Source organism: Vibrio sp. D431a, assembly GCF_030248655.1.
Lineage (GTDB): Bacteria > Pseudomonadota > Gammaproteobacteria > Enterobacterales > Vibrionaceae > Vibrio > Vibrio alginolyticus.
This window is the reverse complement of sequence record NZ_JAHGAP010000027.1, coordinates 176576-195549: the sequence shown is the minus strand read 5'-3', so window position 1 is coordinate 195549 and position 18974 is coordinate 176576. Positions and strand designations below refer to the sequence as shown.

Sequence of the window (18974 nt, the reverse complement as noted above, 5' to 3'; positions counted from 1 at the left end):
TTAAACGGAAAAAGTGACAACTACCTAGTCTAACGTGTTTCAAAATGCATCGCTATTCAAGTAATATGTTCAGCTATTATATTTTTGCCAAATCTGTGGGAGTGAACAAGAATGGCGAGCATTGAAGCTGCACTAGCCGAGATTAAGCGCGGTGTTGAAGAGCTGATTCCAGAAGAAGAGCTAATCGCAAAACTAAAAGAAGACCGTCCTCTACGTATTAAATTGGGCGCTGATCCAACAGCACCTGACATTCACCTAGGACATACGGTTATTTTCAATAAGCTTCGCTTGTTCCAAGAACTAGGTCATGAAGTGACGTTCCTAATCGGTGACTTCACTGCAATGGTTGGTGACCCAACAGGTAAAAACACAACTCGTCCACCGCTAAGTCGTGAAGACGTATTGCGTAACGCTGAAACGTACAAAGAGCAAGTGTTCAAAATTCTCGATCCTGCAAAGACTAAAATTCAGTTTAACTCTGAGTGGCTGTCTGAACTAGGCGCAGAAGGTATGATTCGCCTTGCGGCAAACCAAACCGTTGCTCGTATGCTAGAGCGTGACGACTTTAAAAAGCGTTACGCGGGTGGTCAGCCAATTGCTATTCATGAGTTCATGTACCCACTTCTACAAGGTTGGGACTCAGTAGCAATGGAAACGGATGTTGAATTAGGTGGTACAGACCAGAAGTTCAACCTTCTAATGGGTCGTGAACTGCAAAAGTCTCACGGTCAAAAACCTCAGGTTGTACTGATGATGCCGCTTCTAGTGGGCCTTGATGGCGAGAAGAAGATGTCTAAGTCAGCAAACAACTACATCGGTATCAGCGAAGCGCCAAGCGAAATGTTTGGTAAAATCATGTCTATTTCTGATGACCTAATGTGGAGCTACTACGAGCTGCTCTCTTTCCGTCCTCTGGAAGAGATTGCTCAATTCAAAGCTGATGTAGAAGCGGGCAAAAACCCTCGTGACATCAAAGTATTGCTAGCAAAAGAAATTATTGCTCGTTTCCACAGTGAATCCGATGCCGATGCAGCAGAGCAAGAATTCGTAAACCGTTTTGCGAAGAACCAAATTCCTGATGAAATGCCAGAGTTTGACTTTGACGCAGGTCGCCCAGTGAGTAATCTGTTGAAAGAAGCAGGCTTATGTCCATCATCGTCAGATGCGATGCGCATGGTTAAGCAGGGCGCTGTGAAGATTGATGGTGAAAAAATTGCGGACAGCAAATTTGCTCCAGAAGCGGGTACTTACGTGTTCCAAGTAGGCAAACGTAAATTTGCTCGTATTACTATTCAGTAATTCATAATGACTGCAAATGAAAGCGTCCGAAGGGCGCTTTTTTTGTATGAAAATTTAGCAAAAACGGCAAAGTAAAACTTCCATACCTGATGAACTTTGCTACTATACTTGCGCTGCCAATAATGGCAGCGCTATCGGAGATTTACATGAACAATACCGACCATCCTCCCAGTCGTTGGGTGAGTAAGATTAAGGGAGCGAAATAACCCGCTTCGGTATTGGCGATCTCCGCCTTACCTAAGTGGTGAGGCATCTTTTCTAATTTTCTTCTCGTTATTTCCTTCATACATTCTGAATAGACAGTGCATTCGCATTGGTTTTCTCTGTGCATCTTAATTGTTGTCTGACTTTTAGCGTGCAAGAGTGGCTTTTCATGCTTTGTCGATGGTCGTTACCAATGCCAATCGGGAGATTCGCCATGACGGTAATGAACAACACTTTTATTGAAACAACACCAAACTTTTCTGAAGTAGAAATTGGTGCAGCTCGCAATGCATTCTTGCAGTACGAGCAAGAGCAACAAGTCCATTTGCTTACGGTTATGCCGATTGATGAGGCTGTAGGTATTTTACAGCATTGCTCTGTCGGCTATGTGAATAGTCTTATTGCTCAACTTGAGCAAGCAGGTCATGACAAACGCGCACGTCATTATGCTCACCAACTGGGTCTGCATATGTCTGAAGTTGATACACCCGATGGTTATTTATCAACTAGTGTTTTAGGGCATGTAAAACAGCGTATTGGATGGATCATTGCGCTGGCTCTTTTAGGGATAGTGTCAGGCTTGATCATCGCTCAGTATGAGGACACCCTTAGTCAGCTTGTTTTACTTGCAGTGTACATGCCAGTGATTGCAGCTGCTGGTGGTAACACAGGAACACAAGCAGCAACTTTGGTGATTCGTGCTCTTGCTACTGGAGAGTTAAAAAAGCGCCAATGGTTAGAAGTTTTGTGGAAAGAGAGCCGAGTCGCTCTATTTATTGCGCTAGCGATCGCTATCGTGATGATTGGACGCATTATGTTATTTAGTGCAGGACAATCAACAGGAGGCTTTGAACTGACCGATATCGCACTGGCAATAGCAGTTGCGCTGTTCATTCAAGTCACCATTTCTACAACATTGGGCGGGCTGTTGCCAATTATTGCACGAGCTTGCAAGTTGGACCCAGCCGTATTGGTGAGTCCAGTTCTTGCATCTATCGTCGATATTTCAGGAATGTGGATTTACTTTAACGTGGTGAACTATTTCTTAGGTATTGCCTGACTAAAGTTCACAATGTCATTGTAAAAAAGCTGCTCAAAATGTGTAATCGGGGCGATGACAGGTGTGTTGTCGTCCCTTTTTTCTGGGAAGTAGTCTGAAACAAACTGAACAAAAATGGTGTTAGGTTGACCATTTTTGTCCAAGCCATATCCAGCCATATTGTAAGTCCCGTAGATAGAGCCACTTTTCGCGATCAGCTGTCCTTTAATTGGAAGTTTTCGCATACTTTGTCGGTACTTTAATGTGCCGGATTCACCTGATTTCGGCATGATGGCAATCAATTTGAGTTCGTTTTCATGCTTCCAAATATAGCGCAGCATTTCAGCCATCTTGGTCGCGGAGATCCGGTTATTTCGCGAAAGTCCTGAGCCGTCTTCTAGGCGCGCATTACGAATATCAATACCAGTGTTGGCGAAAATGATCTGCTTGATCGCTTCTGTACCGTTAGTAAAACTGCCTGGCTGAACGAAAAATTTAGCACCAAGTGTTTTGGTTAATGTGTCGGCAATCAAGTTGTCAGAGTTTTTGAGCATATCTTCGAGAATGTCTGGTAAGGCTTTTGATTGATGCATTGCGATGAGTTTTCGCTGCTTTTCTGGCGCCGTACCGACCCTAATCTGTCCTGATACCCCAATGTTGAGCTCCTTGAGCAAAGCCGCCAACCTTTGACTGGTGTAACGCTCAGGGTCTTGAACCGCAAATTTCAGTGGCAATGGTTTGTCTCTTTCAACCAAGCACCCTGTTAGCTTGTAGTTGTTATCGGGATTTGCAACTAAACCTAAGTCACAATGACGACTTTTCTTAATGGTTTTAGAAACTGTTTCTACGGTACTTGTGACACGAATAGGTTGATGCTCTGGTACGTAGACCCGCGTTCCACCATCTTTTTGTGTATAGATAGAGGCTTGTACACAGTTGTTATTGAGTGTGATGGTCGATGCCGGAGCGCTGTAGCAAACTCCCAAGATATCCCATGGCCAGCCCACCGCACGGTTATAACCAGTGAATGCGCTGTTATCGAGCCATAGGTCACCGTTAATCCGTTTTAAGCCATTTTTCTTAGCTAGAGTGAGGAGTGATTTTAAGTCGTTGGTTTGGAGTGTTGGGTCGCCGACAAAGTAAATCACTGCATCTGAGTTCGACGTTTCCAGCTTGGTTCGAAACCGGAAATTATCACCCAGTTCTAGCTTTGCGGCTAATGCGGTGACGATTTTTAATGTACTCGCTGGTGGGAACAGTTGTTCGGTAGGATGAACACCGTCAAGCTCAGCATTTTCACTGAGTTTTTCCGCAACTAAACTGATGCGGGCGCCTTCAGGCAGCACTTCTTGATGAGGGTACGCTTGTGAAAAAGCAGAAAGTAATGAAGAGAATATGAGCAAGGGCCAACGTAAACGCATAATGATACTTTCTAAGGTGAGTTATGTGATTGAGTATACGCAAGTCCTTTCAATATGCTAGGTAACTAAAGAAATGCTTCAAATGTCTTCATGAATGAGACACGAGAGAAAGGCGCGCTGCTTAAAATTAAGTATAAAAAATGCCCGCTTAAAGCGGGCATTCGATATTCTAGTCAAAGACCGGAATTAGAAGTCGTAACGTAGACCTAGAGCTAGCTCGTCTTCAGCATCGATCTTAGTTGCAACTGTTTTGCTCGTGTCAGTTGAACCAAACTTGTCACCTGCATCAATCAGGTTGAAGTTGTAAGAAATGTAACCACGGAAGTTAGGCTTGAAGTAGTAAGAAGCATCAACAGCGAAGTTGTTTGCAGAAGTTTCGTTGTTAGTTTCTGCATTGTTGTATGATGTTGTAAATACTGTTTGGCCTAGAGTGTAAGCACCCGCTAGCTCGTAACCAGTGTAATCAACTGTGTTACTGTTGTTTGAATCTTCCATTTTCTCGCCGTCAGTGAATACACCAGCGAAGTAAAGATCAGACATTGTGTAAGATGCAGCTAGCATGTACTCGTTAGCTTTGTCTTGATCTGCGTAACCAGCACCTAGCTCAAGACCAGTGTCAGCTAGAGCGTAGATTGCAGATAGAGAGTAACCGTCTTGTTTGTTGTCGTAGTACTCACCAGTGTTTTTGTTTTCCATACGATCAGCGAAGCGGTAGCTTGCTTTTACGCTTAGGTTTTCAAACTGGCCTTTGTAAGCCATCATGTTGTCTGTACGGTCTGATACAGCTAGTTTGTCTGCTGCAGAGTTACCGTGGTAAGCCATGATATCTGTGAAGTCAGTGATAACGCCTAGTGCACCTTCAGTTTTACCGTATGCGAACTCACCGTAAGCACCGCCAAGACCAGCGTAAGCAAGACGAGTTTCTAGATCGCTCTTGTCGTCGCCGTCTACAGTACCGTTTTGAGCAGTCTCAAATTCACCTTCCCAGAAACCAACACCGTATAGGTTGTCATTGATTTCTTGTTTACCAAGGAAGTTTAGACGGATGCGAGATTTGTCTTGAGCGTCGCCATCTTTCATAGATAGACGTGCTTCAGCACGGCCGCCCATTTCTAGAGAAGTACCGTCTTGGTTGTAAAGTTCAGCTGCGTTTACGCCAGTTGCCATAGCTGCTGCAGATACAGAAAGAGCAATTAGAGTCTTTTTCATCTTATTTGTCCTAGTTAGCTGTCCATAATCATTGTTGTATGGGGGAGAGGTGATCTCTCACAAGTTGTTGGTCCAAAATTGGCTAATTGAGCGATATAGTTCGTACTTGTAAGCCATTGATCTAACAACTCGCTGGACATGTTTTACTGCTAAAGTTTCCGTATGAGTTAGTAAAATGATATAAATCCCACTGATGAACACTGTTCAATTGTGCGTTGTTTTTATTTAAATTACTGTTTTTGATTGAAATTATTGGCAATGACATTGGCCTGACATTGATTAGTTTTTATCTTTTTTGAGGTTTTTGGTGTAATGAACAGTGTTGTTTTTCAATAAATTGAGAAGGTGATTCGCCCTAGAACCGCTCTAAAAGTGAGTTATATCATTATGCCGAAAAGGCATAGTCTTGCTGTCTTTCGAATTAAGATGATTTCGTCCGGGAGTTTGTTTACACTAAACGAAATACATCTTTAAGCGCACTACCCAGTCCTATGACAGGGTGGGCTTTTTTTGTCCAAAGACCCATTTGGGCTTGAGGTTATAAAATGGAAAAAGTTCCAATGACACTACGTGGCGAGCAAAAGCTACGTGCAGAACTCGATCGTCTACTTAAACTACGTCCTCAGATCTCAGAGGCAATTGCTGAAGCTCGTGAGCTAGGTGATTTAAAAGAGAATGCTGAATATCACGCCGCTCGTGAAGAGCAGGGCATTTGTGAAGCACAAATCCGTGACATTGAATACAAACTGTCAGTTGCTCAAGTTATTGATGTAACGAAGATGGAGAACACGGGTAAAGTTATTTTTGGTTCAACCGTAACCTTGATTGATATCGACACCGAAGAAGAAAAAACGTACCAAATCGTTGGTGATGACGAAGCCGATATCAAAGCAGGTCGCATTTCAGTGAGCTCACCTATTGCTCGTGGCCTGATTGGTAAGATGGAAGGCGATGAAGTTGCTATTCAAACTCCAGGTGGCGCGAAAGACTTCGAAATTGACCGAGTAGAATATATCTAAGACGTTTGGAGTAGCATTACTACTCTGATAAAACGCAAAAAGGTCGCCTCAGGCGACCTTTTTTCTTCAGCAACGTAAGTAGAGTTACTTACGAGGGATTTCGATTTTACGCTCTTCAGACTGGCGATATAGCACAAGCACTTTACCAATAGTCTGAACTTTTTCAGCGCCCGTCTCACGTACGATAGCGTCGATGATTAGCTGTTTTGTTTCACGATCTTCCGAAGCAACTTTTACTTTGATAAGTTCGTGATGGTTAAGAGCGATTTCAATTTCTGCTAGCACGGCTTCTGTAAGTCCATTTGCGCCCATTAGCACAACAGGTTTTAAACTGTGAGCTAGGCCTTTAAGGTGCTGCTTTTGTTTGGTGCTTAGGTTCATTACGCGGCCAATTTTCTTTAAAATAAGGGTTGAAAAAAGCTATTTTAACGCCATCTATTGCTGAAGACTATAATTTATTGAGTAATAGGTAGCGCCTATTAAAACAATAGCTCCAATTTGTGCCTTGTTGGGATTAAAATGAGTAAACAAAAACATTCGGCTAGTTCTGGTCGTTGGTTGAAAGAACACTTTGATGATAAATACGCGAATGAAGCCCGAAAAAAAGGCTACCGCTCACGTGCTTATTTCAAGATCGATGAGATTCAAACGAAAGATAAATTGTTAAAGCCTGGAATGACAGTCGTCGACTTGGGGGCTGCGCCGGGCGGATGGTCTCAATATGCTGCTAAGATAGTAGGGGACAGTGGTCAGATCATCGCGTGTGACTTGCTTCCTATGGACCCGATTGCTGGCGTTAGCTTTTTACAAGGCGACTTTCGTGATGATGCGGTATTGGAAGCTTTGCTAGAAAGGATCCAACCTTCCATGGTAGACGTAGTAATGTCTGATATGGCGCCTAACATCGCGGGAAACAATTCTGTTGATCAACCTCGCGCTATGTATTTAGTTGAATTAGCTTTAGATATGTGTCGACAAGTTCTAGCGCCTAATGGTAGCTTTGTCGTAAAGGTTTTCCAAGGGGAAGGCTTCGATCAGTATGTGAAAGAAGTCCGAGACATGTTTAAAGCCGTAAAAATTAGAAAACCAGACTCATCGCGAGCTCGCTCTCGAGAGGTCTTCGTCGTAGCCACTGGTTACAAAGGTTAACCATTTTGCTCTCTTGAGAGCGTGTTAACACTATAGCTACAGTTAATGAACTGTAGTACCCTACCTTTAATTACAATTAGTTATCGAGAGGCTTACACCTTGAGTGACATGGCAAAAAATTTAATTCTGTGGCTTGTTATCGCCGTCGTATTGATGTCGGTATTCCAGAGCTTTGGCCCTGGAGAAAGCAATGGCAGAACCGTGGATTACACCACGTTTGTACAGGAAGTTGGCCAAGGCCAGATTCAAGAAGCAACTTTTAAAGACGGTGAAATTAGCTTTGTTCGTCGTGGCGGCGGTGCCAAAATGGTCACTTACATGCCAGTGTATGACCAAAAGCTTCTAGATGACCTAATTAACCAAAACGTGAAAGTACAAGGCACGCCTCCAGAAGAGCAAAGCTTGCTGGGTACTATCTTCATCTCTTGGTTCCCAATGATCTTACTAATTGGTGTATGGATTTTCTTCATGCGTCAAATGCAAGGCGGCGGTGGTAAAGGCGCCATGTCTTTTGGTAAGAGCAAAGCTCGAATGATGAGCGAAGAACAAATCAAGACAACTTTTGCTGACGTTGCAGGTTGTGACGAAGCAAAAGAAGACGTGAAAGAGCTGGTGGACTACCTACGCGATCCAAGCCGCTTCCAAAAGCTGGGCGGTAAGATTCCAACGGGTGTTCTAATGGTTGGTCCTCCTGGTACGGGTAAAACGCTTCTAGCGAAAGCCATTGCCGGTGAGGCGAAAGTACCATTCTTTACTATCTCTGGTTCTGATTTCGTAGAAATGTTCGTTGGTGTTGGTGCATCTCGTGTGCGTGACATGTTTGAACAAGCAAAGAAAGCTGCACCTTGTATCATCTTTATCGATGAGATCGATGCGGTAGGTCGTCAACGTGGCGCAGGTGTTGGTGGTGGTCATGATGAACGTGAACAAACACTAAACCAAATGCTCGTTGAGATGGATGGTTTCGAAGGTAACGAAGGTATTATCGTTATAGCTGCGACTAACCGTCCGGATGTGCTGGACCCTGCGTTACTGCGTCCTGGTCGTTTTGACCGCCAAGTAGTAGTTGGTCTTCCAGATGTACGTGGCCGTGAACAGATCCTAAAAGTTCACATGCGTAAGGTCCCTCTAGCGGGTGATGTAGAGCCTTCTCTCATCGCACGTGGTACACCAGGCTTCTCTGGTGCTGACCTAGCAAACTTAGTTAACGAAGCAGCCTTGTTTGCTGCGCGAGGTAACAAGCGCAACGTTTCTATGGTTGAGTTTGAACTGGCGAAAGACAAAATCATGATGGGTGCTGAGCGCCGTTCAATGGTGATGTCTGAGGAAGTGAAAGAGTCAACCGCATACCACGAAGCGGGTCACGCGATTGTTGGTCGCTTGGTTCCTGAACACGATCCAGTGTACAAAGTGTCTATCATTCCACGTGGTCGTGCGTTGGGTGTAACAATGTACCTTCCAGAGCAGGACCGCGTGAGTATGTCTCGCCAACACCTAGAATCAATGATTTCTAGCTTGTACGGTGGTCGTTTAGCAGAAGAACTTATCTACGGTGCTGACAAAGTATCAACCGGTGCTTCTAATGATATCGAGCGCGCAACAGATATTGCTCGTAAGATGGTTACTCAATGGGGTTTCTCTGAAAAGCTTGGCCCTCTGCTGTATGCAGAAGATGAAGGCGAAGTGTTCTTAGGACGTAGTGTAACTCAGACTAAACATGTGTCTGACGATACAGCGAAGTTGATTGATGACGAAGTTCGTCAGATCATTGACCGCAACTACGATCGTGCGAAGAAGATTCTTCAAGAGAACATGGATATCATGCATGCGATGAAAGATGCGCTGATGAAGTATGAAACCATTGATGCTCGCCAGATTGATGACTTAATGGAGCGCAAAGCTGAAATTCGTGAGCCTGCGGGCTGGAGTGATAACTCAGCAAGCAAACCAGAAGACAGCGACAAGCCTCAAGCAAAGCAAGAAGTTAAAGAAGAAGCAACGGAGACTGCGAAAGATGCAGAACAGCCTAGCTCTTCTGAAACAACTTCTAACGAAGCGCCTGAAAAGAAAGACTCTGAATAAAGAGTATCGATAATATTAAACCCCGAGTTATCTCGGGGTTTTTGTGTTTATGATGATGATTACAGCAAATAACAAATCTTTGGACCTTTCGCGTCCACATGTCATGGCCATTCTAAATGTGACACCGGATTCCTTTTCGGATGGCGGTAAATACAACTCAATTGAACTTGCTCTTGCTCAAGTTGATAAAATGATAAAGGCTGGTGTAAGTATTGTTGATGTTGGTGGTGAATCAACAAGACCTGGTGCACCGGATGTGTCTTTGGAAGAAGAGCTTAGGCGTGTTGTCCCAGTAATCAAAGCCATTCGTGAAAAATATGATGTATGGATTTCCGTTGACACCAGTAAAGCAGAAGTGATGCGTCAAGCAATTGATGCTGGGGCTGATTTGATCAATGACATCCGCTCGCTGCAAGAGCCAGGTGCTCTGGAAGTCGCAGCAGAAGCAAACCTTCCAATTTGTCTGATGCATATGAAAGGTCAGCCTAGGACCATGCAAGTTGACCCTCATTATGATGATTTAATGGGGGACGTGTCGGCTTTTCTAGAAGAACGTATCGCGGCGTGTGAAGCAGCAGGGATTGATAAATCTCAACTGATTCTCGATCCTGGGTTTGGCTTTGGCAAAACAATCGAGCACAATTATCATATGCTTGCTCATCTTGAAAAGTTTCATGAATTCGGCCTGCCTATTTTGGCTGGCATGTCTCGTAAATCCATGATCTTCAAACTGTTAGACAAGCCAGCGGCAGAGTGTACGAACGCAAGTGTCGTTTGTGCTACGATTGCCGCGATGAAAGGCGCGCAGATCATTCGCGTGCATGACTTTGAAGAGACAATCGAAGCGATGAAAGTTGTTGAGATGACGAAAAACAATATTTAAAAATAATAAAGGAAAGTTTATGTCGAATGAAAGACGTTACTTTGGTACTGACGGTGTGCGCGGTAAAGTAGGACAATACCCAATCACTCCAGACTTCGTACTTAAGCTTGGCTGGGCTGCTGGTCGTGTACTAGCGAAACAAGGCACAAAGAAAGTTATCATAGGTAAAGATACACGTATTTCAGGTTATATGCTTGAATCTGCACTAGAGGCTGGCCTTGCAGCTGCGGGACTTAAAGCAACATTTACTGGTCCCATGCCAACTCCAGCTGTGGCATATTTAACTCAGACTTTCCGTGCCGAGGCTGGTATTGTGATTTCTGCATCACATAACCCATATTACGACAACGGCATTAAATTCTTTTCTTCTGAGGGTACTAAGCTACCTGACGATATCGAATTGGCGATCGAAGCTGAGTTAGATAAAGAAATTGAATGTGTGGAGTCTGCTGAGCTTGGTAAAGCAACCCGCCTAAATGATGCAGCTGGTCGTTACATCGAATTCTGTAAGAGTACTTTCCCATCTGAGTTGAGCCTTGCGAACTTTAAGATCGTAGTAGACTGTGCGCACGGTGCAACGTACCACATCGCTCCAAATGTTTTCAAAGAACTTGGGGCAGAAGTTATCGCTATGGGCGTAGAGCCTAACGGCATCAACATTAATGAAAAAGTGGGCGCAACAGACGTACGAGCTCTTCAACAGCGTGTTGTTGAAGAGCAAGCGCATCTTGGTCTCGCATTTGATGGTGATGGTGACCGCATCATTATGGTCGACCACCTAGGTAACAAAGTTGATGGTGACCAAATTGCTTATATCATCGCTCGTGATGCACTTCGTCGTGGTGAGCTAAAGGGTGGTGTTGTTGGTACACTAATGACTAACTTGGGTATGGAAAATGGTTTAAAGCAGCTAGGCATTCCGTTTGTACGTGCTGCTGTTGGTGACCGTTATGTCATGGAGCAACTGCTAGAAAAAGGTTGGAAAATTGGTGCTGAAAACTCAGGCCATGTGATCTTATTAGATAAAGTCACAACCGGCGATGCGATTGTTGCTGCACTTCAAGTACTTGCTTCTGTAATTGGCAGCGATATGTCTTTATATGAACTATCGCAAGGAATGACATTATATCCTCAGGTTTTAGAAAATGTCCGTTTCTCAGGAGAAAGTAACCCTCTTGAAGCTACAGCTGTATTAAACGCTGTCGCTGAAGTAGAGGCGACACTTGGTGATAAAGGGCGTGTACTGCTGCGTAAGTCTGGCACTGAGCCTTTGATCCGCGTTATGGTGGAAGGCGAAGATGGTGAACTAGTTCAACACTCAGCATTGAAAATCGCTGAGGCTGTTAAAGCAAGTTGTTAATCATTGCGTTAAAGCATGTCTTGAATGAAAAGGGCATCTTTTGCCCTTTTTTTGAGCGCTTAACGCATTGGCATTGATTTTTTACTAATTTTCCCTTGTCAGCGTTACTGGCTTTCGCTAGTATTGCTCCGCCTCCCGTTAGGAGGTCGCTAGCCTTGTTCATAATGATTTATTCTTTTGAACGGCGCTGGCTCAACAATTTGGAACATAGGTGGAAAAAATGTTTTCAGTTCTACTTGTGATTTACCTGTTGGCAGCGCTTGGTGTGATTGGCCTTGTGTTGATTCAACAAGGTAAAGGCGCAGATATGGGAGCCTCGTTCGGTGCTGGTGCTTCAAACACAGTGTTTGGTGCTGGCGGCTCAGGTAATTTCTTAACCCGAACAACTGCTATTTTAGCAACCGTATTCTTTATCGTTAGCTTGTTACTTGGTCGTATGTCTACGCACCAGACTGAATCACAATGGGTAGACCCAACGTTAGGTCAACCAGTTGTTGAACAAGTTAAGGATGCAGCGAGTGAAGTTCCTGCCCCAGCGGGTGATGAAATTCCTCAATAAGCTGTAAGGTTTTGATGCCGAGATGGTGAAATTGGTAGACACGCTAGCATGAGGTGCTAGTGCCTTAGGTGTGAGGGTTCGAGTCCCTCTCTCGGCACCATGTATTTACAAACTTGTAAATCACTTGTTTGCGAGTATAATGCTCAGCAAGTCGGACGCGGGGTGGAGCAGCTTGGTAGCTCGTCGGGCTCATAACCCGAAGGTCGTCGGTTCAAATCCGGCCCCCGCAACCAATCTCTTTCTTTAAAAGGAAATCGTAGATTGGCAAGTTTGCGTAGTGCTAACCACACTACGAGTTAAGAAAAGCAATTGTTGGCTATTCTTAACGTATCAGGGTCCAGCAGCATAAAACCCCGACTATCGGGGTTTTTTGTTATCTGAGCTTTTTGAAATAGCTCAGATACTGCTTGGTTTTTTGATTGGGCTCTGAGCCCTTTTTTTGTTTCTGGAGTGGTTAAATGACTGGTTTAGAAAGACAACTTACTGAAATGCTTGACGCGCCAGTAGCGGCATCAGGTTATGAGTTAGTTGGATTAGAATTCATTCGTGCAGGCGCGCACTCAACGTTACGTATCTACATTGACCATGAAAATGGTATTAACGTAGACGACTGTGCAGAAGTTAGCCACCAAGTTAGTGCAGTTTTAGACGTTGAAGATCCAATTTCTGTTGCTTACAGCCTAGAAGTGTCTTCTCCAGGTTTAGAAAGACCACTTTTTAAAGCAGCACATTACGAGCAATTTATTGGTCACGAGGTCAGCATCGTATTGAAAATGGCTGTAGCAAACCGTCGTAAGTGGAAAGGTATTATCCACGGTGTTGATGGCGAAACAGTGACAATTACTGTAGACGGTCAGCAAGAAGAGTTTGCTCTAAGTAACATTTCCAAAGCTAACCTGATCCCTAAATTTTAGTTCCCTAAAAAAGTTTAAGCTTAGAGGCTAAATACAATGAGTAAAGAAATTTTAGCGGTAGCAGAAGCGGTATCGAACGAAAAAGCGGTACCTCGTGAGCGTATCTTTGAGGCTCTTGAGATTGCTCTAGCAACTTCTACAAAGAAAAAATACGAAATCGAAATCGACGTACGTGTTGCCATTGACCGTAAAACCGGTGAATTTGTAACTTACCGCCGTTGGTTAGTTGTTGATGACGTTGAGAACCCTACAAAAGAGATCTCACTAGAAGCAGCGCAATACGAAGATGATTCAATCGAGCTTGGCGACTACGTAGAAGACGAAATCGAATCAGTAACGTTTGACCGTATTACGACTCAAACTGCTAAGCAAGTTATCGTACAAAAAGTTCGTGAAGCTGAGCGCGCACAAATCGTTGAACAGTTCATCGACAATGAAGGTGATCTAATCACTGGTGTCGTGAAAAAAGTAAACCGTGACACAATCGTGCTTGATCTTGGTAATAACGCTGAAGCGGTAATCCTGCGTGATGACCAACTTCCTCGTGAAAACTTCCGTCCAGGCGACCGCGTACGTGGCCTTCTTTACAAAGTCGCGCCTGAAGCACGTGGTTTCCAATTGTTCATCACTCGTTCTAAGCCAGAAATGTTGGCAGAACTGTTCCGTGTTGAAGTGCCTGAAATCGCAGAAGATATTATCGAGTTGAAAGGCGCAGCACGTGATCCTGGTTCTCGCGCTAAGATCGCTGTCAAAACAAATGACAAACGTATCGACCCTGTAGGTGCGTGTGTTGGTATGCGTGGTGCACGTGTACAAGCTGTTTCTGGCGAACTTGGTGGTGAGCGTATCGATATCGTTCTTTGGGATGATAACCCAGCTCAATTCGTTATCAACGCAATGGCGCCAGCTGATGTTGCTTCTATCATCGTTGATGAGGATGCACACTCAATGGACATCGCAGTTGAAGCTGACAACCTAGCGCAAGCTATTGGTCGTAACGGTCAAAACGTGCGTCTAGCATCTCAACTAACCGGTTGGGAACTGAATGTTATGACAGTTGCTGATCTTCAGAAGAAACACGCTGAAGAATCACAAGCATCTATTGAAAACTTCATGAAGTACCTAGATATTGAAGAAGACTTCGCTCAACTTCTTGTTGAAGAAGGTTTCTCAACGCTAGAAGAAATCGCATACGTGCCAGTTAACGAGCTACTAGAAATCGATGGTTTGAATGAAGAACTAATCGAAGAGCTTCGTGGACGTGCAAAAGATGCACTAACGACGATCGCACTAGCACAAGAAGAGTCTTTTGAAGGTCTAGAACCAGCTGAGGACCTACTTGCACTTGAAGGTCTTGAGCGTGAGATGGCATTTAAATTGGCAGCGAAAGGTGTAGCGACACTGGAAGATCTTGCTGACCAAGGTATTGACGACTTAGAAGGTATCGAAGGCCTGACCGAAGAACGTGCAGGTGAGCTAATTATGGCCGCACGTAACATCTGTTGGTTCGGCGAAGAAGCATAATTTTCGGCAAGGAGGAAGCGGCATGACACAATTAACAGTTAAAGCACTGAGTGATGAGATTGGTACGCCAGTCGACCGCTTGATTGAACAACTTGCTGACGCTGGCATTAAAAAGGCGAGCTCTGACAATGTTACTGATGAAGAGAAGCAGAAGCTTCTCTCTCATTTAAAGAAAGAACACGGTGATAAATCAGGTGATTCAGAGCCGACTCGCCTTACGCTTCAGCGTAAAACTCGTAGTACACTTAGTGTGAACGCGGGTGGTGGTAAGAGTAAGAATGTTCAGGTTGAGGTGCGCAAAAAACGTACATACGTGAAGCGCAGCACAATTGAAGATGAAGCGAAACGTGAAGCTGAAGAAGCAGCACAACGTGAAGCAGAAGAAGCAGCAAAACGTGCAGCAGAAGAAGCTGCAAAACGTGAAGCTGAAGAAGCTGCAAAACGTGAAGCTGAAGAAGCTGCAAAACGTGAAGCGGAAGAAAAAGCGAAACGTGAAGCTGAAGAAAAAGCGAAGCGAGACGTAGATACGAATGCACAACGTAATGCTGAAGAAAAAGCAAAGCGTGATGCTGAAGAGAAAATTAAGCAAGAAGCAGCGCGAAAAGAGGCCGACGAGCTTAAACGTCGTCAGGAAGAAGAAGCTAAGCGTAAGGCTGAAGAGGAAAGTCAGCGCAAGCTTGAAGAAGCTCGCGAATTGGCTGAAAAGAATAAAGAGCGTTGGTCTGCTGCAGAAGAGAAAAAGGGTGATATGGAAGATACAGATTACCATGTAACGACTTCACAATACGCACGTGAAGCCGAAGATGAAGCAGATCGCAAAGTAGAAGGCGGTCGTCGTAAGAAGAAAAAAGCAGCTTCGGGTAAAGACGACCAAGCTCGCGGTGGCCGTAACAACCAACGTGGCGGTAGAGGTCGTAAGGGCAAACTTGCTAAGCCGACTTCAATGCAGCACGGGTTTGATAAGTCAGCAACGGTTGCTAAGCAAGACGTTGTAATTGGCGAAACGATCGTTCTATCAGAACTTGCTAACAAGATGTCGGTTAAAGCGACAGAAGTTATCAAAGTAATGATGAAGATGGGCGCTATGGCGACTATCAACCAAGTGATCGACCAAGAAACAGCACAACTTGTTGCTGAAGAAATGGGCCATAAAGTAGTTCTTCGTAAAGAGAACGAACTGGAAGAAGCGGTACTATCTGACCGTGACACTAACGCGGAAGCAGTTCCACGTGCTCCAGTTGTTACTATCATGGGTCACGTTGACCACGGTAAAACGTCAACACTTGACTACATCCGTCGCACACACGTTGCTTCTGGCGAAGCGGGTGGTATTACTCAGCACATTGGTGCGTACCACGTTGAAACAGACAACGGCATGATCACGTTCCTTGATACTCCTGGACACGCAGCGTTTACTGCAATGCGTGCTCGTGGTGCTCAAGCAACAGATATCGTTGTTCTTGTAGTTGCAGCAGACGATGGCGTAATGCCACAAACAGTAGAAGCGATTCAGCACGCGAAAGCGGCAGGCGTTCCTCTAATTGTTGCTGTGAACAAGATCGATAAAGAAGACGCGAACCCAGATAACGTTAAGAACGAGCTTGCTCAATACGACGTTATTCCTGAAGAGTGGGGCGGTGAGAACATGTTCGTTCACATCTCTGCTAAACAGGGTACAAACATCGATGGTCTTCTAGAAGCAATCCTTCTTCAGTCTGAAGTTCTTGAACTTACAGCTGTAGCTGAGGGCATGGCATCTGGTGTTGTTGTTGAATCTCGCCTAGATAAAGGTCGTGGTCCAGTTGCAACAGTACTTGTTCAATCAGGTACACTAAACAAAGGCGACATCGTTCTTTGTGGTCAAGAATACGGCCGTGTTCGTGCAATGCGTGATGAGCTAGGTAAAGAAATTACTTCGGCTGGCCCATCTATCCCTGTAGAGATCCTAGGTCTTTCAGGTGTACCATCTTCAGGTGATGAAGCAACAGTAGTTCGTGACGAGCGTAAAGCGCGTGAAGTAGCTAACTACCGTGCTGGTAAGTTCCGTGAAGTGAAACTTGCTCGTCAGCAGAAATCTAAACTAGAGAACATGTTCTCTAACATGACTGCCGGTGAAGTTGCTGAACTTAACGTTGTACTTAAAGCAGACGTTCAAGGTTCTGTAGAAGCAATCGCTGACTCACTAGTTAAGCTATCTACTGACGAAGTTAAAGTGAACATCGTTGGTTCTGGTGTAGGTGGTATTACGGAAACTGACGTAGTACTAGCGGAAGCTTCAAACGCAATCATCCTTGGCTTTAACGTTCGTGCAGATGCTTCTGCTCGCCGTGCTGTTGAAGCCGCAGCTGTTGACTTACGTTACTACTCAATCATTTACCAATTGATTGATGAAGTGAAACAAGCAATGGGCGGTATGCTTGCTCCAGAATTCAAGCAAGAGATCATTGGTCTTGCTGAAGTTCGTGACGTGTTTAAGTCACCGAAACTGGGCGCTATCGCTGGTTGTATGGTTACAGAAGGTGTGATCAAGCGTAACAACCCAATCCGTGTACTACGTGATAACGTTGTTATTTACGAAGGTGAACTAGAGTCACTACGTCGTTTCAAAGATGACGTTCAAGAAGTTAAGAATGGCTACGAATGTGGTATCGGCGTTAAGAACTACAATGATGTTCGCGTTGGTGACCAAATCGAAGTCTTCGAAATCGTTGAAATTAAACGTACTCTAGACTAATTGACTAAAATTACTAATATTGTCTTTGAAAGATAAGTAGTAATTGGTTGTTGAATACACCATGGGGGGCTGGCTTTGACCAACCCCCCATTCTTTCTATATAAGAGTAAAGATATGTCAAAAGAATTTAGCCGCACGCAGCGCGTTGCACAGCAGCTGCAAAAAGAACTAGCGATGATCCTTCAACGTGAAGTTCGTGACTCTCGCCTTGGCATGGTGACGATCTCAGACGTAGAAGTCTCTCGTGACCTAGCTTACGCAAAAGTATTTGTGACCTTCCTGTGTGTGGGTGAGCAAACACCTGAATCATGTCTAGCAGCGCTACGTGAGCACGAAGTGCACATTCGCATGATGTTAGGTAAGCGTATTCGTCTACGTTTAACGCCAGAAATCCGCTTCCACTATGACAATACGCTTGTTGAAGGTATGCGTATGTCTAACCTAGTGTCTGAAGTCGTTAGTTCAGACAAACAAAAGCAAAAAGATTCTGGTCGTGAGGACGAAGAATAATGGCTCGTCGTCGTAAAGGTCGTCCAATTAATGGCGTTATACTGTTGGACAAACCAACAGGTATCTCTTCCAATGATGCACTGCAAAAAGTAAAGCGAATCTACTTTGCTGAGAAAGCAGGCCACACTGGAGCCTTGGACCCATTAGCGACAGGCATGCTGCCAATTTGCTTGGGTGAAGCGACAAAATTTTCTCAGTTTCTTCTTGATTCTGATAAACGCTACCGTGTGATCGCAAAGCTGGGTGAACGTACCAATACGTCTGACTCGGATGGTGAAGTTGTAGAGACGCGTCCAGTCGATGTTACGTTAGACAAGCTAGAAGCGTGCATCGATCAGTTCCGTGGTGAATCTGATCAAGTGCCTTCCATGTTCTCTGCGTTGAAGTATCAAGGTAAACCCTTGTATGAATACGCTCGTAAAGGCATCGAAGTTCCGCGTGAATCTCGTAAGATCACGGTATATGAGATTGTTCTTCACCGTTTTGAAGGCGATGAAGTAGAGATGGAAGTGCACTGCTCTAAAGGTACCTATATTCGTACTATCGTTGATGATCTGGGCGAAATGTTAGGTTGTGGTGCGCACGTAACTATGCTTCGTCGTACTGGTGTTGCTAAATACCCTTACGAGAATATGGTAACACTTGAGCAACTAAATGAGTTGCTAGAGCAAGCTCACCGCGAGGAACGAGCGCCTCGAGAACTACTGGACCCACTGCTTTTGCCAATGGATACAGCGGTAGAAGACTTACCAGAAGTCAACTTGGTGCCTGAACTGGCGGATATGGTCCAACATGGGCAGCCCGTTCAAGTATTTGGTGCTCCGACAGAGGGCTCACTTCGCCTTACTATGGGTGAAGAACGCTTGTTTATTGGCGTTGGCGAAATGAACGAAGATGGCAAAATCGCTCCTAAGCGATTGGTCGTGTTCCGAGATGACGTTGCATCCAAGTAAATGATTGAAAATACCGACCTGAGTGTCGGTATTTTTATATTGCACGAGATAGGAAATTTCCCTATAATCCGCGCTTCGCGTAGCGGCTGAATCAGAGATTGGCTGCTACAACTTT

General features: G+C 44.6%; 16 protein-coding genes and 2 tRNA genes. 15 read left to right on the top strand and 3 right to left on the bottom strand.

Annotated features, from left to right (window positions below):
- Positions 1 to 111 precede the first annotated feature (111 nt).
- Both tyrS and KJB35_RS22290 read left to right on the top strand, forming a co-directional pair.
- Positions 112 to 1299 (top strand): tyrosine--tRNA ligase, encoded by a 1188-nt coding sequence (tyrS, locus tag KJB35_RS22295; protein ID WP_005380061.1) that lies wholly within the window; start codon positions 112 to 114, stop codon positions 1297 to 1299.
- 418 nt (positions 1300 to 1717) lie between these two features.
- Positions 1718 to 2563, top strand: coding sequence for a magnesium transporter (locus KJB35_RS22290; RefSeq protein ID WP_005380062.1), 846 nt, complete (start codon positions 1718 to 1720; stop codon positions 2561 to 2563).
- On the opposite strand, the gene dacB is transcribed toward KJB35_RS22290, so the two are convergent.
- Positions 2542 to 3963, bottom strand: a complete 1422-nt coding sequence (gene dacB / locus KJB35_RS22285) for a serine-type D-Ala-D-Ala carboxypeptidase (protein WP_005380063.1) — start codon at positions 3961 to 3963, stop codon at positions 2542 to 2544. The two genes, KJB35_RS22290 and dacB, sit on opposite strands and share 22 nt — an antisense overlap.
- Positions 3964 to 4149: 186 nt before the next feature.
- Positions 4150 to 5172: a porin gene (locus KJB35_RS22280; protein WP_005380064.1), complete on the bottom strand. Its 1023-nt coding sequence runs from the start codon at positions 5170 to 5172 to the stop codon at positions 4150 to 4152.
- A 545-nt stretch (positions 5173 to 5717) separates the two neighbouring features.
- Between KJB35_RS22280 and greA the strand changes: the two genes are divergently transcribed.
- Complete coding sequence (greA, locus tag KJB35_RS22275) at positions 5718 to 6191, top strand: transcription elongation factor GreA (protein WP_005380065.1); 474 nt, start codon at positions 5718 to 5720, stop codon at positions 6189 to 6191.
- 84 nt (positions 6192 to 6275) lie between these two features.
- On the opposite strand, the gene yhbY is transcribed toward greA, so the two are convergent.
- Positions 6276 to 6572, bottom strand: a complete 297-nt coding sequence (gene yhbY / locus KJB35_RS22270) for a ribosome assembly RNA-binding protein YhbY (RefSeq protein WP_005380066.1) — start codon at positions 6570 to 6572, stop codon at positions 6276 to 6278.
- Positions 6573 to 6710: 138 nt separating this feature from the next.
- Here yhbY and rlmE point away from each other — a divergent pair, with 138 nt between their 5' ends.
- The 12 genes from rlmE (at position 6711) to truB (ending at position 18859) form a co-directional block, all read left to right on the top strand.
- Positions 6711 to 7340 (top strand): 23S rRNA (uridine(2552)-2'-O)-methyltransferase RlmE, encoded by a 630-nt coding sequence (gene rlmE, locus KJB35_RS22265; protein WP_005388985.1) that lies wholly within the window; start codon positions 6711 to 6713, stop codon positions 7338 to 7340.
- Positions 7341 to 7448: 108 nt separating this feature from the next.
- Positions 7449 to 9422 carry an ATP-dependent zinc metalloprotease FtsH gene (gene ftsH / locus KJB35_RS22260; RefSeq protein ID WP_017635895.1) on the top strand — a complete coding sequence of 658 codons (1974 nt, stop codon included), beginning with the start codon at positions 7449 to 7451 and terminating at the stop codon, positions 9420 to 9422.
- Between the two features lie 52 nt (positions 9423 to 9474).
- A complete protein-coding gene (gene folP / locus KJB35_RS22255; protein ID WP_017820419.1) occupies positions 9475 to 10305 on the top strand; it encodes a dihydropteroate synthase in 831 nt (276 codons plus the stop codon).
- Between the two features lie 19 nt (positions 10306 to 10324).
- Positions 10325 to 11665, top strand: a complete 1341-nt coding sequence (glmM, locus tag KJB35_RS22250; protein WP_005388992.1) for a phosphoglucosamine mutase — start codon at positions 10325 to 10327, stop codon at positions 11663 to 11665.
- 220 nt (positions 11666 to 11885) lie between these two features.
- Complete coding sequence (gene secG / locus KJB35_RS22245) at positions 11886 to 12224, top strand: preprotein translocase subunit SecG (RefSeq protein WP_005380080.1); 339 nt, start codon at positions 11886 to 11888, stop codon at positions 12222 to 12224.
- 16 nt (positions 12225 to 12240) lie between these two features.
- A tRNA-Leu gene (locus KJB35_RS22240) sits at positions 12241 to 12324 on the top strand.
- A gap of 56 nt (positions 12325 to 12380) precedes the next feature.
- A tRNA-Met gene (locus tag KJB35_RS22235) sits at positions 12381 to 12457 on the top strand.
- A gap of 225 nt (positions 12458 to 12682) precedes the next feature.
- Positions 12683 to 13138 (top strand): ribosome maturation factor RimP, encoded by a 456-nt coding sequence (gene rimP, locus KJB35_RS22230; protein WP_005386424.1) that lies wholly within the window; start codon positions 12683 to 12685, stop codon positions 13136 to 13138.
- A gap of 36 nt (positions 13139 to 13174) precedes the next feature.
- On the top strand, positions 13175 to 14662 hold the full coding sequence (gene nusA, locus KJB35_RS22225; protein WP_005380084.1) for a transcription termination factor NusA: 1488 nt from the start codon (positions 13175 to 13177) through the stop codon (positions 14660 to 14662).
- Between the two features lie 22 nt (positions 14663 to 14684).
- Entirely contained in the window at positions 14685 to 17396 is a 2712-nt protein-coding gene (gene infB / locus KJB35_RS22220; protein WP_005380086.1) for a translation initiation factor IF-2, read from the top strand.
- Positions 17397 to 17510: 114 nt separating this feature from the next.
- A complete protein-coding gene (gene rbfA / locus KJB35_RS22215; protein ID WP_005380087.1) occupies positions 17511 to 17906 on the top strand; it encodes a 30S ribosome-binding factor RbfA in 396 nt (131 codons plus the stop codon).
- A complete protein-coding gene (gene truB, locus KJB35_RS22210) occupies positions 17906 to 18859 on the top strand; it encodes a tRNA pseudouridine(55) synthase TruB (protein ID WP_017820421.1) in 954 nt (317 codons plus the stop codon). The genes rbfA and truB overlap by 1 nt, the downstream gene beginning before the upstream one ends.
- The last annotated feature ends 115 nt before the right edge of the window (positions 18860 to 18974 follow it).

Excerpts from the sequence above, each read along its gene's own strand:
- ftsH (WP_017635895.1), top strand. The coding sequence starts at position 7,449 with ATGGCAAAAAATTTAATTCTGTGGCTTGTTATCGCCGTCGTATTGATG.
- rbfA (WP_005380087.1), top strand. The coding sequence starts at position 17,511 with ATGTCAAAAGAATTTAGCCGCACGCAGCGCGTTGCACAGCAGCTGCAA.
- glmM (WP_005388992.1), top strand. The coding sequence starts at position 10,325 with ATGTCGAATGAAAGACGTTACTTTGGTACTGACGGTGTGCGCGGTAAA.
- rlmE (WP_005388985.1), top strand. The coding sequence starts at position 6,711 with ATGAGTAAACAAAAACATTCGGCTAGTTCTGGTCGTTGGTTGAAAGAA.
- folP (WP_017820419.1), top strand. The coding sequence starts at position 9,475 with ATGATGATTACAGCAAATAACAAATCTTTGGACCTTTCGCGTCCACAT.
- secG (WP_005380080.1), top strand. The coding sequence starts at position 11,886 with ATGTTTTCAGTTCTACTTGTGATTTACCTGTTGGCAGCGCTTGGTGTG.
- tyrS (WP_005380061.1), top strand. The coding sequence starts at position 112 with ATGGCGAGCATTGAAGCTGCACTAGCCGAGATTAAGCGCGGTGTTGAA.
- nusA (WP_005380084.1), top strand. The coding sequence starts at position 13,175 with ATGAGTAAAGAAATTTTAGCGGTAGCAGAAGCGGTATCGAACGAAAAA.
- infB (WP_005380086.1), top strand. The coding sequence starts at position 14,685 with ATGACACAATTAACAGTTAAAGCACTGAGTGATGAGATTGGTACGCCA.
- dacB (WP_005380063.1), bottom strand. The coding sequence starts at position 3,963 with ATGCGTTTACGTTGGCCCTTGCTCATATTCTCTTCATTACTTTCTGCT.
- truB (WP_017820421.1), top strand. The coding sequence starts at position 17,906 with ATGGCTCGTCGTCGTAAAGGTCGTCCAATTAATGGCGTTATACTGTTG.
- KJB35_RS22290 (WP_005380062.1), top strand. The coding sequence starts at position 1,718 with ATGACGGTAATGAACAACACTTTTATTGAAACAACACCAAACTTTTCT.
- yhbY (WP_005380066.1), bottom strand. The coding sequence starts at position 6,572 with ATGAACCTAAGCACCAAACAAAAGCAGCACCTTAAAGGCCTAGCTCAC.
- rimP (WP_005386424.1), top strand. The coding sequence starts at position 12,683 with ATGACTGGTTTAGAAAGACAACTTACTGAAATGCTTGACGCGCCAGTA.
- KJB35_RS22280 (WP_005380064.1), bottom strand. The coding sequence starts at position 5,172 with ATGAAAAAGACTCTAATTGCTCTTTCTGTATCTGCAGCAGCTATGGCA.
- greA (WP_005380065.1), top strand. The coding sequence starts at position 5,718 with ATGGAAAAAGTTCCAATGACACTACGTGGCGAGCAAAAGCTACGTGCA.